Genomic DNA, 14227 nt, shown 5'->3' with positions numbered 1-14227 from the left:
TCTCCGCGATTCTTGGCCAGACCTAGGTGCGGAGTGAGTTGGGGACGCGGCAAGCCTTCCTGGGTGGAGGGTTCGCCCGTGCCCGGTGAGTTACCCATGTTCTGACGTGATCGGTCGGCGCGCTTCGTCTTCGGACGTGGCGCGCTGACTGGTTTCGGGGCATGGTGGTGCTGTAGTTCGGGATGCGGCAGGTGGCAGGGGGAACATGAGTAGCGAGCCGGAGCGGCGGGTCGAGCTGGGCAAGGATCGGGTGGTGCCTCGGGTGCAGGATGCGCCTGCGCCCACCGAGCGGATGTGGACCGACGGCTTGCCGCCCGCCGAGTTGCCGCCACCACCGCCCGCGCCCTCCGTGCCGCAGGCCGCGCCCGCCGCGCCGCCGCCTGTGGCCGCCGTGCCGCAGGCCGCGCCTGGCGTGCCGCCGCCTGTGGCCGCCGTGCCGCAGGCCGCGCCTGCCGTGCCGCCGCCCGTGGCCGCCGTGCCGCAGGCCGAGGCGCCGTGGGCCGGGGTCGAGCGGGCCGCGCCGCCGGTTGAACCGCTGCCGCCCGCCGTGCCGCAGGCCCAGGCGCCCTGGGCCGGGGTGGAGCGGGCAGTGCCGCCGGTCGAGTTGCCGCCGTATCCGGCGCCGCCACCGGTTGTCGGACCGATGTTCCCGCGTCCGGCGTATCCGCCCGCGGTGGGCTATCCGGGGTATGCGCCGCCTGCCTACGGGCCGCCGCAGCCGCTGGCGCCGCGCTACGGCTATGTCGACAGCACGCCCATCTGGTCGATCATCAGTTTCTGCTGTGTGGCCGCCTCGGTGCTGGGCGGGCTGATGCTGTGTGGGCTGCCGGTGCTGGTCACCGCGCCGACCGGGATCGTGCTCGGGGTCGTCGGCCACGCCAAGGGCGAGCAGATGGGCAAGTGGGCGGCGATCGCCAACGGCGCGGTCGCCGCGCTCGCGGTGCTGGTGTTCGTGCTGTTCATCGCGGCGATCGGCGGCGCCTGACCGGCGCGGACGATACTGGTACACCATGGACGCTTTCACTGGTTTTCCGCTGGCGGCCCTCGACTTCTACGAGGACCTGGAAGCCGACAACTCCAAGGCCTTCTGGACCGCGCACAAGCGCACCTACGACGAGGCGGTGCGCGCACCGATGACGGCGCTGACCGCCGAACTCGAGGCCGAGTTCGGACCCGCCAAGATCTTCCGGCCCTATCGCGACGTCCGGTTCTCCGCCGACAAGGTGCCCTACAAGAACCATCAGGGCGCGGTCGCGGCCACCGCGCCCGGCGTGGGCTGGTACGTCCAGATCGGCGCGGCGGGGCTGTTCGTGGCGGGCGGCTGCTACATGATGTCGCCCGCGGCCCTGGCCACCCTGCGGGCCACCATCGACGACGACGTACGCGGCGCCGAACTCGAGGCGATCCTGGCCACGGCCACCGCGGCGGGCTTCACCATCGGCGGCGACCGCCTCAAGACCAAGCCGAAGGGCTACTCCGCCGACCATCCCCGGATCGAGCTGCTGCGGCACAAGTCGCTCACCGCGCACCGCGAGTTCGGCGCGCCCGACTGGCTGAGCACCCCGGCGGCGGCCACCGAGATCCGGCGCGCGTGGACCGAGCTGCGGCCACTGGTCGAGTGGTTCACCGGCGTCTTCGAGGGCGTCGCCCACTGACCCGGCGGGCGTGGCAGCGGTGACGGACGCCGACCGGAGGCCGATACTGGACTCATGAGCCGTGAACCACTGGACATGGACATGGGCGACGACGATCAGGCCGACGACATCGTCGAATACGAGCGGTACGTCGAGGACCCGCCGCAGGACTACGTCATCCGCAACCACGAGGCCGACGCCGACGGCTTCCTCGGCATCAACGAGGAGGTCGACGAGGAGTGGTCGGAGGCGGGCGCCGCCCGCGAGGCCATCGCGGAGGACGAACGCCCCGCCGAGGTGTCGGCGGTCCGGGTCGTCGGTGACGACGCCGTCGACGGCGACCTCTACGACGACGGCGCCGAACGCGACCTCGAGGGCGACGAGAACCTGACCGACGGCGAGTACCTCGCCGACGAGCTCGACCTGTAGCCGCTCAGCGGCGCTCGGCCAGCACCAGGGCGAAGCGGTTGTCCGGGTCGGTCCAGGTGCGCGCGGTGCTGAACCCGGCGGCGTCGAGTTCGGCGCGCAGGCCCTCGGGCCGGAACTTGGCGGAGATCTCGGTCCGCATCTGCTCGCCCGCCGCGAAGTCGACGGTCAGGTCCAGGTCGGCGACGGTGGCCGTCATCGCCTCGGTCGCGCGCAGGCGCATCTCGATCCACTCGTGCTCGGCGTCCCACAGCGCCACGTGCTCGAACTTCTCCGGGACGAAGTCGGCGCCGAGACGGTGGTTGAGCACGTGCAGCACATTGCGGTTGAACTCGGCGGTGACGCCGGCCGCGTCGTCGTAGGCCGGGACCAGGACGGCCGGGTCGATCACCAGACCGGCGCCGAGCAGCAGCAGCTCACCGGGTTCGAGCACCTCGGTGATGCCGGCCAGGAACTCGGCCCGCTCGGCGGGCACCAGGTTGCCGATGGTGCCGCCGAGGAAGGCGATCATCCGGCGGCCGCCACGCGGCAGATTGTGCAGGGTGTCGGTGAAATCGCTGACCACGCCGTGCACGCCGAGCTGCGGGTACTCGGCGGCGATCTCGGCGGCGGCGCCCCGCAGCGCGGAGGCCGAGACATCCTGCGGAACATAGGTTTTCAGCGACCCTTCGGCGGTGAGCGCGTTCAGCAGCAGCCGGGTCTTGGCCGCCGAGCCGGACCCGAGCTCCACCAGGACCTCGGGCCGGGCCGCCGCGGCGATCTCGCCGACGACGCGGGCCAGCAGGGCGCGCTCGGTGCGGGTGGGGTAGTACTCGGGTAGCTCGGTGATCCGCTCGAACAGCTCGCTGCCGCGCGCGTCGTAGAACCACTTGGGCGGCAGCGATTTCGGGGTGGCGGTGAGGCCGGTCCTGGCGTCGGCGCGCAAGGCCGCGGTGAGATCGTCGTCGGTGAGATGGATGTCCAGCAGCGGCGCGGTCATGAACGGACCCTTTCGGTGACGGGAAGCTCGAGAGCGGTGACGGTGCAGTGGCCGGGGGTGGCGATCACCAGCTGGTGATCGGCGATCGGGCGCCACCGCGGATCGGCGTCGTACGGTTCGGAGGAGAGCACGGTGTAGTCGTCGGCCACCAGGACCGACAGGGCATGCCAGCAGGTGGTCGCCCAGAGCTCGGTCCCGTTGCCGAGCAACAGGTTCAGCCGGGCGGTGGGCTGGTGGCGCAGGACTGCGGCGACCAGCAGGCGGAGCGCGTCGGCGGGCGAGGTGACGGGGCCGTCGGGGGTGATGGCGCCGAGCAGTCCGCGCAGCAGCACCCACAGGGCGGCGGAGTCGGTGAGCGCCTCGGCCCGCAACAGCACCTCGGCCGAACCGAGCAGCGGACCCGCGGCCTCCGGCACCGAACCGGCCCGCGACTCGGCGGCGGCCCCCGGCTGCGCGGCCGACGCCGGTCCGTGGCTCGCCGGTGGCCACGATGCCGCCGAGTGAGCGAGTGCCGTTGGGGTGGCGAACATTTCGTCCAGGTCCGCACGGACCCGCGCCAATGTCGTCCGCCAGTCGGGCACGACACCGTTGTGGCTGAAGGCCCAGTGCTCGTCGACGAACGGCGCGCACGCGGCCCGTTCCACCGGCATGCCGACCGTGGCGGAGCGCACCGCCGCGAGCACGGCGCGCGACTCCAGCTGCCCGAGCACCTCGGCCACGGCCGGGTCGGTCCAGATCGGCGCCGCGTTGCGATAGCGGGTGACCGTGTCGCGCGCGCCCTCGGCCCCACGCCACCAGGCGACGCCGAAGCCGTCGGCGTTGATCGTGCCGCCGGCCCGCATATCGGCGGGCGCCCAGGACTGCTGGTACAGCGAATGGGGCCCGCGCACGACCAGCTCGCCGACCGCCACCGGCGGGCCGACATACCCCAGATGACGGCACATCAGCGGACCGCCGACCGGGTGGACTCGGCATCGCCGGACTCCGACGAACCCCGCGGCGACGCGGACCGCGTCGGGCACGCGGCCGTTCCCGATCGGCGGGCCGAGCTCGGCCGCCGGTCGCCGATGTCACCACCGCGCATCAGATCTCGTCCTCGCGCAGGTCGCGAGCCAGTCGGAAGCCGGCGAAGATCTGCCTGCGGATCGGGTGGTCCCAGTTGCGGAAGGTGCCGCGGCACGCCACCTCGTCGGTGCCGAACGAGCCACCGCGCAGGATCCGGTAGTCGCCGCCGAAGAAGACCTCGGAGTACTCCCGGTACGGGAAGGCGCGGAAGCCCGGGTAGGCCTCGAAGCCCGAGGAGCACCACTCCCAGACATCGCCGATCAGCTGGTGCACGCCGGTCGCCGAGACGCCGGCCGGGTAGGCGCCGACCTCGGCGGGTTCCAGATGCCGCTGACCGAGGTTGGCCAGGTGCTCGTCGGGGGTGTCCTCGCCCCACGGGTAGCGGCGGGAGTCGCCGGTGGCCGGATCGAACCGGGCCGCCTTCTCCCATTCGGCCTCGGTCGGCAGGCGCTTGCCCGCCCAGCGCGCGTACGCCTCGGCCTCGAACCAGCACACGTGCACGACGGGCTGACGCGGCCGCAGCGGGGTGCGCGCGCCGAACGCGACGCGGGTCCACTGCCCACCGTCGCGCTCCCAGAACTGCGGCGCGACGAGCCCGGCCTCCTGCCGGTGCGCCCAGCCCCGCTCCGACCACAGCTCGGGGCGGTCGTAGCCGCCGTCGTCGAGGAAGGCCAGGTACTGCTCGTTGGTCACCGGCGCGACGTCGATGGCGAAGCCGGGCACGTGCACCGGATGGGCCGGGCGTTCGTTGTCCAGAGCCCAGGGGTCGGCGGAGGTGCCCATCAGGAATTCGCCTGCGGGAACCCGCACTTCGCCGGTAGCGGGGATCGACACGGTGGGCGCGGGTAGCGCCGAGAGCACCGGCCCGCCGCGCCGCAGCTGATGGGTGGCGAGCATGGTCTCGTCGTGCTGCTGTTCGTGCTGGGCGATCATGCCGAAGGCGAAACCCTTGTCCACCAGCGGATCACCGGACAGATCACTGGAACCGAGCACGTCCCAGACCTTCTCGCGCACGGCGCCGACGTAACCGCGTGCCTGATCGGGATTCAGCAGGGGCAGCGCGGGCCGGTTCACGCGGGCGTGTTTGAAGGCGTCGTAGAGCTCGTCGATATCGGCCCGGACCGCCTCACGGCCGCCGACATCGCGCACCAGCCACAGTTCTTCCTGATTGCCGATATGGGCGAGGTCCCAGACCAGCGGGCTCATCAGCGGCGAGTGCTGGGCGACGAGATCGGCCTCGTCGACGCTGTCGGTGAGGACGGCGGTGCGGCGGCGGGCCCGCTGCAGTACCTCGGCGATGCGGTCGCGCATGCGGTCGCGGTCGCTGTGATCGGCGGGGGCGGAAAGGGTCACGGGATCAACTCCGAAAGGATGTGGGCGACAACGTCATCGGGCCTGCGGGCGCGGAACCTGTCAGGAACCGCCCGACCCGTTGCGCGCACGCGCCACGGCGAGGGGACTGCCGCCGGTGCGACATCGGCGGGCGGCGAGCGCCAATTCCTGTGCGGCGGGTGCGGATCGGGCGTGCTGTGCGGCCAGCTCGAGCAGGTCGACCGCGACCCGGCGCACCTGCGGGTCGAGCAGGCCGGTGCGGGCCGCGCCCAGCCACTCCCCCGCGGTCGGCGCGGCCAGGGCGGTCGCCTCGGCCACCACGGCGGGCGTGGACAGCAGCGCGTCGAACAGGTGGATCGGGGTGGTCCAGGTGTCGCCGGGCTGGGTGTCGAGGTAGCGCACCTCGAGATGGCCGGCGGCCCGGACCGGCGGGAACAGGGTGGTCAGGTGGTAGTCCAGGTCGGCGGTGCCGGGGCGGCGGCCGACCTCGTCGTCGAGCGCGCCCGCCAGCCAGTCGGCGAAGGTGGCGCCAGGTGGGGGTGACCAGTCGGCGTCGCGCTCGGTGCAGCGCACGCACAGCAGCGGTACGTCCAGTGCCCAGTGCGCGTAGGCGGCGATCGGATCGGACCAGTCGGCGACCGGCGGGCGGGTGCGGGACGGGTCGAGCCGCAGCCAGGTGCGCATCCGCTGCGAGGCCCACTCCCCCGGCGGGGCGCCGTAGAGCCGGGGCGAGCAGGCGAAGGCGGCGATCAGGGCAGGCCCGAGGACGTAGAGCGCCGTCCAGCGGGCCCTGACCTCGGCGGGATCGGCGCCCGCGTCGATGCTGACCTGGGTGGCCGCGGTATTGCACATCATGAGGGTGCCGAACGGTCCGACCCCGGCGAACCGGCGTTCCATGGCCGCGTAGCGGGGCAGCCGGAGCAGGCGTTCGGCCGGACGACGAGCGTCGGAGGCGAGGGATTCGATGCCGATGTCGTGGGCGGCGAGCAGGTCCCGCAAACGGGCCGCATCAGCCGCGAGCTGCTGCGTCAGCACCGCCGGATCGGCGAACGGGGCGCTGGAGAGTTCTATCTGACCACCGGGTTCGATGGTCACCCTGCTGCCGCCGGGCAGGGGTGCCGCGGCCGAGGCCGGGGCGATCGAGGTGGGTGCGTGGGGCCCGAGGGCCGCCGCCATGAGCTCGAGCGAGGGACGCGCACCGGTGGGCCCGGCGGTGAGCCACTCCAGTTCCGCGCCGATCAGCGCCGGTGGTCCCAGCTTGAAACAGACCCCGCCGACATAGGCCTCCGCCGCCGCCCTGGACGATAGTTCGCCCTGGTCGGTGACGGAATCGGGCCACGAAGAACGTTCCAGAGTGACCGCCATGCCAACCTCCGCGTACTGGGTACCGCCGTGGAAACCGCGTGCTCGTGCAACCGACTCATTCCAGAGTAGCGATGGGCACCGACAGGAAAAGTGACGAAATGGGGAACAGCTCGGCGGCGGTAGGGTCGTCGCCATGATGGACCTCGCCGCGATCAGAGCCGACACTCCCGGACTCGCGTCCGGGCAGGTATTCCTGGACAGCGCCGGATCGTCGCTGTCGCCGCGGGTGGTCACCGACACCGTGATCGCCCATCTGCGCCGGGAGGCGGAGATCGGTGGCTACCGTACGGCAAACGAGCGCCTCGACGACCTGGCCGCGGTGAAGACCTCGATCGCGACCCTGATCGGCGCCACCGCCGACACCATCGCGCTCAGCGACAGTGCGAGCCGGTCATGGGCCGATTTCGCCTATTCGGTCGCGCTGCGTCCCGGCGACCGCATCCTGATCTCCGGTGCCGATTACGCCAGCAACGCCATCGCCGCGCTCCAGCGCGCCCGGCAGACCGGCGCGGTGGTCGAGCACATTCCCAGCGACGACACCGGCCGACTCGATACCGACGCCCTCGCGGCCATGCTGGACGAGCGCGTCAAGCTGGTCTCGCTGCAGCACGCGCCGACCAACGGCGGCCTGGTGAACCCGGTCGGCGAGGCCACCCGGATCGCCCACGAGGCGGGCGCGCTGGTGCTGCTGGACGCCTGCCAGTCGATCGGGCAGCTGCCCATCGATGTCGGCGCGCTCGGCGTCGACGCGCTCTCGGCCACCGGCCGCAAGTGGCTGCGCGGGCCGCGCGGCACCGGATTCCTTTATGTCCGTAACGAACTGGTGCGCACGATGGAACCGGGCCGCCTCGACCTGCACAGCGCGCAGTGGGTGAGCCCGGCCGAGTACCGGCTGGCCCCGGACGCGTCCCGCTTCGAGTTCTGGGAGTGCGACGTGGCCGCCCGGCTCGGGCTCGGCGCCGCCGTGGACTACCTGCTCGCCCTCGGCCCCGACGAGGTCTACGCCGCCGTCGCGGACCGGGCGGGTTACCTGCGCAAGGCCCTGCCCGGCATCCCCGGGGTGACCGTGCGCGATCTGGGCACCGAACACAGCGGGATCGTCTCGTTCACCGTCGACGGTCACGAGCCGGTCGCGCTGCGCGACCGGCTCGCCGAGCACGCCGTCACCGTGACCGTCAGCCACGCGGGCTCCACCCTGCTGGACATGACCGCGCGCGAGCTGCCCGCGATCGTGCGGGCCTCCCCGCACTATTTCGTCGACACCGACGACCTCGACCGCTTCGTCGCCGCGCTGGCCGAGATCACCCGCTAGCTCCCGAGGTGCTCGCCGACGATCCGGTCGGCGAGCGCGCGTGGGTCAGCGTCGGGGGCGACGACCTCGAGGGTCCGGTTGGCGGCGACGGTGGCCATGCCGTGCACATTGGTCCACAGCAGCAGGGCCGTGCCCGCGGCATCGGCGCCCGGCCGGGCCGCGGCGACCAGCGCGACGACCTGACCGTAGAGCGGCTCGGTCGTCGCACGCAGGTTCTCGCCGGCGCCCGCCAGCAGGTCGTGGCGGAACATCAGGGTGAACATCTCGGGCCGGGTGAGCGCGAAGTCGACGTAGTCGATCGCCATCCGGCGCAGCCGTTCGCGCGGGTCGTCGATGGTGGCGAGCGCGGCGAAGCGGTCGATCAGGTCGGCGAAGCCGCGCGCGGCGATGGCGGCCAGCAACGCGCCGTGGGTGGGGAACCAGCGCCGCGGGGCGCCGTGCGAGACACCGGCGGCCCTGGCGATGGCCCGGGTACCAGCTGTGCAAACACGTCCTGATCGGCCCGCTGCTGCGGCTGCTCGGACGACCGCGCGTCGAGGGGCTCGAGCACGTGCCGCGCACCGGGCCGGTGATCATCGCGGCCAATCACCTGGCCTTCATCGACTCGCTCTACCTGGCGCTGGTGATCCCGCGCCCGCTCACCTTCCTCGCCAAACAGGAGTACTTCGCCGGCACCGGTCTGCGCGGGCGCGCCACGCGCTGGTTCTTCACCGCCGCCGGGCAGGTGCCGGTGGACCGGACCGGGGGCGACGCGGCCGCCGACGCCCTCGCGGCGGCCACCAGGATCCTCGACGCGGGCGGCGCCTGGGCAATTCACCCGGAGGGCACGCGATCGGTGGACGGCAGGGTCTATCGTGGTCGCACCGGGGCGCTGCGCGTTGCCATGGCTACAGGGGCGCCGGTGGTGCCCGTGGTGCTGGAGGGAACCGACCGCATGAACCCCCGCGGTCGGAAACTGTTGCGTTTCACCAAGGTGCGCATCAGCATCCAGCCGGCGCGGCGGTATCCGGCAGCGGTGCACCACGCCCAGGTCAGAGTGGCAACTGACCAGCTGATGCGGGAAATTGCGCTGCAATCAGGTAGACCATATGTGGACCGCTACGCTGCCTCCTTTGCCGCCGAACGCTGATCGGCGAGGACGCTCGGTTGTCAGTCGGGGTTAACACCGGGTGGGCGGGGCGGGATTTTCTGTTGGGAGAGCACGGCCGTAACCGATCGTTGGCGTAAAGGGAGTCCGACGTTGAGCAGGTTCACCGACGAAATGTTTGCCACAGCGTTGACCAGCCACAGGGGGCTGGTCACCGGGGAGCCCGAGGCGCCGTTGCGGCAGACCTGGGGGGAAATCCACCGCGCCGCGCGGCGGATGGCGGGTGGCCTGGCGGCCGCCGGGATCGAGCACGGCGACGCGGTAGGCGTCCTGGCCGGTCTGCCCGTCGACATCGCCCCTGTCTGCCAGGGCATCTGGATGCGCGGCGCGTCGATCACCATGCTGCACCAGCCGACACCGCGGACCGACCTCGCGGTCTGGGTGCGCGACACCGAGACGGTGCTCGACATGATCGAGGCCAAGGCCGTCGTCCTCGGCGCGCCGTTCGCGGCCGCCGAACCCGTGCTACTGGAGCGCGGCATCACCGTGGTCAAGATCGAGGACCTGCACGACGGCCCCGACACCGACCCGGTACCGACCGGCGAGTCCGATATCGCGCTGCAGCAGTTGACCTCTGGATCGACCGGCTCGCCCAAGGCCGTCCGGATCACCCACGGCAACTTCAACGTCAACGCGCGCGCGATGTTCAATCGGGTGAAATTCCAGCTCGACGACGACGTCATGATCAGCTGGCTGCCGCTGTTCCACGACATGGGCATGGTCGGCTTCCTCAGCGTACCCATGCAATTCGGCGCCGAGGTGGTCTGCGTGACCCCGCTGGACTTCCTGGCCAGGCCGCTGCTGTGGGCCGAGCTGATCGACAAGTACCGCGGAACCGTCACCGCGGCACCGAACTTCGCCTACTCGCTGCTGGCCCGGCGGCTGCGCCAGGCCGAGCCGGGTTCGATGGACCTGTCCAGCGTGCGCTACATGTGGAACGGCGCCGAACCGGTCGACCCGGACACGATGATCGCGCTCGCGGAGGCGGGCAAGCACTTCGGGCTCAACCCGATGGCGCTGACCCCGGTCTACGGCATGGCCGAGACCACCCTGGCCGTCTCGATCCCCGACCCCGGCCACGGCATGGTCCTCGACGTCATCGACGCCGACCTGCTCGAAGCCGTCGGCAAGGCCGTGCCGGTCGCCGAGGACGGGCACCACGGCACGCCGCGCAGGCTGCCGACGCTGGGCCACCTCGTCGACGACCTGGAGGGTCGGGTCGTCGACGCCGAACGGCAGCCGCTGCCGGTGCGCACGGTCGGCATCATCGAATTGCGCGGGCCCGCGGTGACTTCGGGCTACGTGACCGTCGACGGGTTCCGGCCCGCGCAGGACGCGGAGGGCTGGCTCGACACCGGCGACATCGGCTACCTCACCGAGGCGGGCATGGTCGTGGTGTGCGGGCGGATGAAGGACGTCATCATCATGGGCGGCCGCAACATCTACCCGACCGATATCGAGCGGGCCGCGATGCGGGTGCCCGGGGTCCGTCCCGGCAATGCCGTGGCGGTGCGCCTGGACGCGGGCGAGAAGCGCGAAAGCTTCGCCGTGGTGGTGGAATCCAACGACTACCAGGACCCCGACGAGGTGAAGCGGATGGAGCGCGAGATCGTGCACGAGGTGTTCGCCGAGGTCGGCGCCCGCCCGCGCACGGTCGCGGTGCTCGGCCCCGGCGCGCTGCCCAAGACGTCGTCGGGCAAGCTGCGGCGCGCTGCCACCGCGGTCCACCTGCGCTGAACGCACTCGGCGCGCCCTGGCGAATTCGCCTGGGCGCGCCGGGAAGCGGGGTCAGTGCAGCGAGTTCTGGGCGGTTTCCAGTCCGACCTTCAGCAGCAGTTCGACCGCGTCGGCGGCCTGCTCGACGATCACCGGGACCTCTTTACGCTCCGGGGCCGCGAACGGCTTGAGCACGTAGTCGGCCGGATCCTGGCGGCCGGGCGGGCGGCCGATGCCGATCCTGGTGCGCAGGTAGTCCTTGGTGGTCAGGGCCTGCGAGATCGAGCGCAGGCCGTTGTGGCCGCCCTCGCCGCCGCCCTGCTTGAGCCGGATCGTGCCGAACGGCAGGTCGAGCTCGTCGTGGACGACGATGACCTGATCGACGGGCACCGAGAAGAACTTGGCCAGCGCGGCCACCGGCCTGCCGGACAGGTTCATGTAGGCGCGCGGCTTGGCGATCAGGATCTGGCGTCCGTCCAGGCGGGCCTGCAGCAGGTCGGCGCCGGACTTCTTGTGCACGGCAAAACGGCCGCCGACGCGCTCGGCGAGCACGTCGGCGACCAGGAAGCCCACATTGTGGCGGGTACGCTCGTATTCGGGGCCGGGGTTACCCAACCCGACTACGAGCGCGGGCCCGGAGGATTCGGTCATGCGCCGAACCGTAGTGCAGGAGTCTTACTCGGACTCGGAAGCCGACTCGGCGGTCTCCTCGGCGGCGGCGCCTTCGCCCTCTTCGTCGAGCTGCGCGGCCGACGGCGCGGCGATCACGTTGACGATCAGCGCCTCCGGGTCACCGGCCAGGGTGACGCCCGCGGGCAGCGCGATGGCGCCGGCCAGGATCTGGGTGCCCGCCTCGATGCCCTCGACCGAGACCTCGATGGCCTCGGGCAGCTTCAGCGCGTCGGCCTCGATGGACAGGGTGGTGGCTTCCTGGGTGACCAGGGTGCCGGAGGCGGCATCGCCGGTGACGGTGACGTTGACGTCGGTGGTGACGCGCTCGCCACGCTTGACGATCAGCAGGTCGGCGTGCTCGATGTAGCGGCGGATCGGGTGGACGACGACCGACTTGGTCATGGCGAGCTGCTGCTTGCCGTCGACGACCAGGTTCAGGATGGCGTTGGTGCCGTGCTCACGCAGGATCGCGGCGAAGGCCTTGGCGTTCAGGCTCAGGTGCTGCGGCTCGGCCTGGTGGCCGTACAGCACGGCGGGCACATTGCCGTCGCGACGGGTACGGCGAGCGGCGCCCTTACCGAATTCGGTGCGGACGGCGGCTTCGATCTGGTTCACGTCGGACATGACTGAATGCGCTCCTACGGCTCTTCCGGGCTGGTCATTGTGGCGACCCATCTGCGGGGTCAACGTCTACTCGTCGGACGAAGAACGAACGAGGACGACCGGGAAGGCCGAGCCGCGTCGATCACGGTGAGCACAACCACTGGGGGCAACTCACCCTCGCCGAGACAACCCGACAACCATACCGCATCCACATCGCCCGGAAAAACCGGGTCGGTTCGGCAGAACACCCCGTCGACCTCGCCGAACCGGCGACCTTTAGGCTCTATAAGTTGCCGACCACTGCGAAAGGTTCCGCGTTGACCGAGTCCGGAGAGAGCGCCGCCCCCACCCCGCGCGGACTACCCGCCGAGGTCGCGCGCCGCCGCACCTTCGCCGTGATCTCGCACCCCGACGCGGGTAAGTCGACGCTGACCGAGGCGCTGGCGCTGCACGCCAAGATGATCTCGGAAGCGGGCGCGATCCACGGTAAGGCCGGTCGCAAGTCGACCGTGTCGGACTGGATGGAGATGGAGAAGGCCCGCGGCATCTCGGTGAGTTCCACGGCGCTGCAGTTCAACTACCGCGCCGCCGGGTCCGACATCGACAATGTCATCAACCTGGTCGACACCCCCGGTCACTCCGACTTCTCCGAGGACACCTACCGCGTGCTCACCGCGGTAGACGCCGCGGTCATGCTGATCGACGCCGCCAAGGGCCTCGAGCCGCAGACGCTGAAGCTGTTCCAGGTCTGCCGCCACCGTGGCATTCCGGTCATCACCGTCATCAACAAGTGGGACCGCCCCGGCCAGGCGCCGCTGGAGCTGCTCGACGAGATCAGCGAGCGGATCGGTCTCACCCCCACCCCGCTGTTCCTGCCGGTCGGCATCGCGGGCGATTTCCGCGGCCTGCTGCGGCGCGGTCCCGAGGGCGCGGCCGACGAGTACATCCACTTCACCCGCACCGCCGGTGGCGCGACCATCGCGCCGGAGGAGTCGCTGACCCCGGCCGAGGCCGAGGCGCGCGAGGGCGAGGCGTGGACGACCGCCGCCGAGGAGAGCGAGCTGCTCTCGGCCACCGGGCAAGACCACGACCAGGAGCTGTTCCTGGCCGGGCAGACCTCGCCGGTCATCTACGCCTCGGCGATGCTGAACTTCGGTGTGCGCCAGCTGCTGGAGACCCTGGTCGCCTTGGCGCCCGCGCCGGGCGCGCGCGCCGATGTGGCGGGCAAGGACCGCGAGACCGGCGATCCGTTCAGCGCGGTGGTCTTCAAGGTGCAGGCGGGCATGGACACCGCGCACCGCGACCGGCTGGCGTTCATGCGGATCGTCTCCGGTGAGTTCGAGCGCGGCATGGTCGTCACGCACGCGCAGACCGGCCGCCCGTTCGCCACCAAGTACGCGCTGACCGTGTTCGGCCGCGAGCGCACCACCGTCGACACCGCCTACCCGGGCGATGTGGTCGGCCTGGTGAACGCGACCGCGCTCGCCCCCGGCCACACCTTGTTCGTGGACAAGAAGGTGGAGTTCCCGCCGATCCCGAGCTTCGCCCCCGAGCATTTCGCGACGCTGCGCGCGCAGAGCGCGGGCAAGTACAAGCAGTTCCGCAAGGCCATCGACCAGCTCGACTCCGAGGGCGTGGTGCAGGTGCTGCGCAACGACGCCCGTGGCGACCAGTCCCCGGTGCTGGCCGCGGTCGGCCCGATGCAGTTCGAGGTCGTCACCGCGCGCATGCAGGCGGAGTTCAACGTGGAAACCCAACTGGATTTCCTGCCGTTCACGCTGGCCCGCCGGACCGACGCCGAATCGGCGCCGGACTTGGATCGGCAGCGCGGCGTCGAGGTGTTCACCCGCACCGACGGCGCGATTCTGGCCCTGTTCAGCGACAAATGGCGGCTGCAGTACATCGAGAAAGAGCATCCGAAGCTCACGCTGGAGCCCCTGGTGGCGACCGCCGACTAACTGGTCGACTGTCTGAGT

Annotated in this window: 14 protein-coding genes; 7 read left to right on the top strand and 7 right to left on the bottom strand. The window is 71.3% G+C overall.

Annotated elements, in window-relative coordinates:
* Window positions 1-205: 205 nt before the first annotated feature.
* Genes ACFVW6_RS04955 through ACFVW6_RS04945 form a run of 3 tightly spaced genes read left to right on the top strand, consistent with a single transcriptional unit; the run spans window position 206 to window position 2063 of the window.
* Window positions 206-985, top strand: coding sequence for a hypothetical protein (locus ACFVW6_RS04955; protein ID WP_378823585.1), 780 nt, complete (start codon window positions 206-208; stop codon window positions 983-985).
* A gap of 25 nt (window positions 986-1010) precedes the next feature.
* Entirely contained in the window at window positions 1011-1655 is a 645-nt protein-coding gene (locus ACFVW6_RS04950; RefSeq protein WP_378823586.1) for a DUF2461 domain-containing protein, read from the top strand.
* A 54-nt stretch (window positions 1656-1709) separates the two neighbouring features.
* Window positions 1710-2063 carry a hypothetical protein gene (locus ACFVW6_RS04945; protein ID WP_378823588.1) on the top strand — a complete coding sequence of 118 codons (354 nt, stop codon included), beginning with the start codon at window positions 1710-1712 and terminating at the stop codon, window positions 2061-2063.
* Between the two features lie 4 nt (window positions 2064-2067).
* Here the strand turns inward: ACFVW6_RS04945 and egtD are convergent, their stop codons facing one another.
* From egtD to egtA, 4 genes are all read right to left on the bottom strand, one after another.
* Window positions 2068-3039 (bottom strand): L-histidine N(alpha)-methyltransferase, encoded by a 972-nt coding sequence (gene egtD / locus ACFVW6_RS04940; protein ID WP_355273345.1) that lies wholly within the window; start codon window positions 3037-3039, stop codon window positions 2068-2070.
* Window positions 3036-3983 (bottom strand): class II glutamine amidotransferase, encoded by a 948-nt coding sequence (locus tag ACFVW6_RS04935; RefSeq protein ID WP_378825570.1) that lies wholly within the window; start codon window positions 3981-3983, stop codon window positions 3036-3038. The genes egtD and ACFVW6_RS04935 overlap by 4 nt, the downstream gene beginning before the upstream one ends.
* A 139-nt stretch (window positions 3984-4122) precedes the next feature.
* Window positions 4123-5415 (bottom strand): ergothioneine biosynthesis protein EgtB, encoded by a 1293-nt coding sequence (gene egtB, locus ACFVW6_RS04930; RefSeq protein ID WP_378825572.1) that lies wholly within the window; start codon window positions 5413-5415, stop codon window positions 4123-4125.
* Between the two features lie 102 nt (window positions 5416-5517).
* Window positions 5518-6801, bottom strand: a complete 1284-nt coding sequence (gene egtA, locus ACFVW6_RS04925) for an ergothioneine biosynthesis glutamate--cysteine ligase EgtA (protein ID WP_378823591.1) — start codon at window positions 6799-6801, stop codon at window positions 5518-5520.
* Between the two features lie 133 nt (window positions 6802-6934).
* On the opposite strand from egtA, the gene ACFVW6_RS04920 reads away from it, so the two are divergent.
* On the top strand, window positions 6935-8113 hold the full coding sequence (locus ACFVW6_RS04920; RefSeq protein ID WP_378823594.1) for an aminotransferase class V-fold PLP-dependent enzyme: 1179 nt from the start codon (window positions 6935-6937) through the stop codon (window positions 8111-8113).
* Here the strand turns inward: ACFVW6_RS04920 and ACFVW6_RS04915 are convergent.
* Complete coding sequence (locus tag ACFVW6_RS04915; protein ID WP_378823595.1) at window positions 8110-8514, bottom strand: TetR-like C-terminal domain-containing protein; 405 nt, start codon at window positions 8512-8514, stop codon at window positions 8110-8112. The genes ACFVW6_RS04920 and ACFVW6_RS04915 overlap by 4 nt on opposite strands.
* 77 nt (window positions 8515-8591) lie before the next feature.
* On the opposite strand from ACFVW6_RS04915, the gene ACFVW6_RS04910 reads away from it, so the two are divergent.
* Both ACFVW6_RS04910 and ACFVW6_RS04905 read left to right on the top strand, forming a co-directional pair.
* Window positions 8592-9242, top strand: coding sequence for a lysophospholipid acyltransferase family protein (locus tag ACFVW6_RS04910; RefSeq protein ID WP_378825574.1), 651 nt, complete (start codon window positions 8592-8594; stop codon window positions 9240-9242).
* A 111-nt stretch (window positions 9243-9353) separates the two neighbouring features.
* Window positions 9354-10997, top strand: coding sequence for a fatty acyl-AMP ligase (locus ACFVW6_RS04905; RefSeq protein ID WP_378823597.1), 1644 nt, complete (start codon window positions 9354-9356; stop codon window positions 10995-10997).
* Between the two features lie 51 nt (window positions 10998-11048).
* On the opposite strand, the gene pth is transcribed toward ACFVW6_RS04905, so the two are convergent.
* Together pth and ACFVW6_RS04895 are read right to left on the bottom strand one after the other, a co-directional pair.
* Window positions 11049-11627: an aminoacyl-tRNA hydrolase gene (gene pth, locus ACFVW6_RS04900; RefSeq protein ID WP_355273363.1), complete on the bottom strand. Its 579-nt coding sequence runs from the start codon at window positions 11625-11627 to the stop codon at window positions 11049-11051.
* Between the two features lie 24 nt (window positions 11628-11651).
* A complete protein-coding gene (locus ACFVW6_RS04895; protein WP_378823600.1) occupies window positions 11652-12272 on the bottom strand; it encodes a 50S ribosomal protein L25/general stress protein Ctc in 621 nt (206 codons plus the stop codon).
* Between the two features lie 296 nt (window positions 12273-12568).
* Here ACFVW6_RS04895 and ACFVW6_RS04890 point away from each other — a divergent pair, with 296 nt between their 5' ends.
* Window positions 12569-14209: a peptide chain release factor 3 gene (locus ACFVW6_RS04890; protein ID WP_378823602.1), complete on the top strand. Its 1641-nt coding sequence runs from the start codon at window positions 12569-12571 to the stop codon at window positions 14207-14209.
* Window positions 14210-14227 lie beyond the last annotated feature (18 nt).

Origin of the sequence: Nocardia sp. NPDC058244 (assembly GCF_042882065.1) — a bacterium.
Lineage (GTDB): Bacteria > Actinomycetota > Actinomycetes > Mycobacteriales > Mycobacteriaceae > Nocardia.
This window is presented reverse-complemented; position numbering and strand designations above follow the sequence as displayed.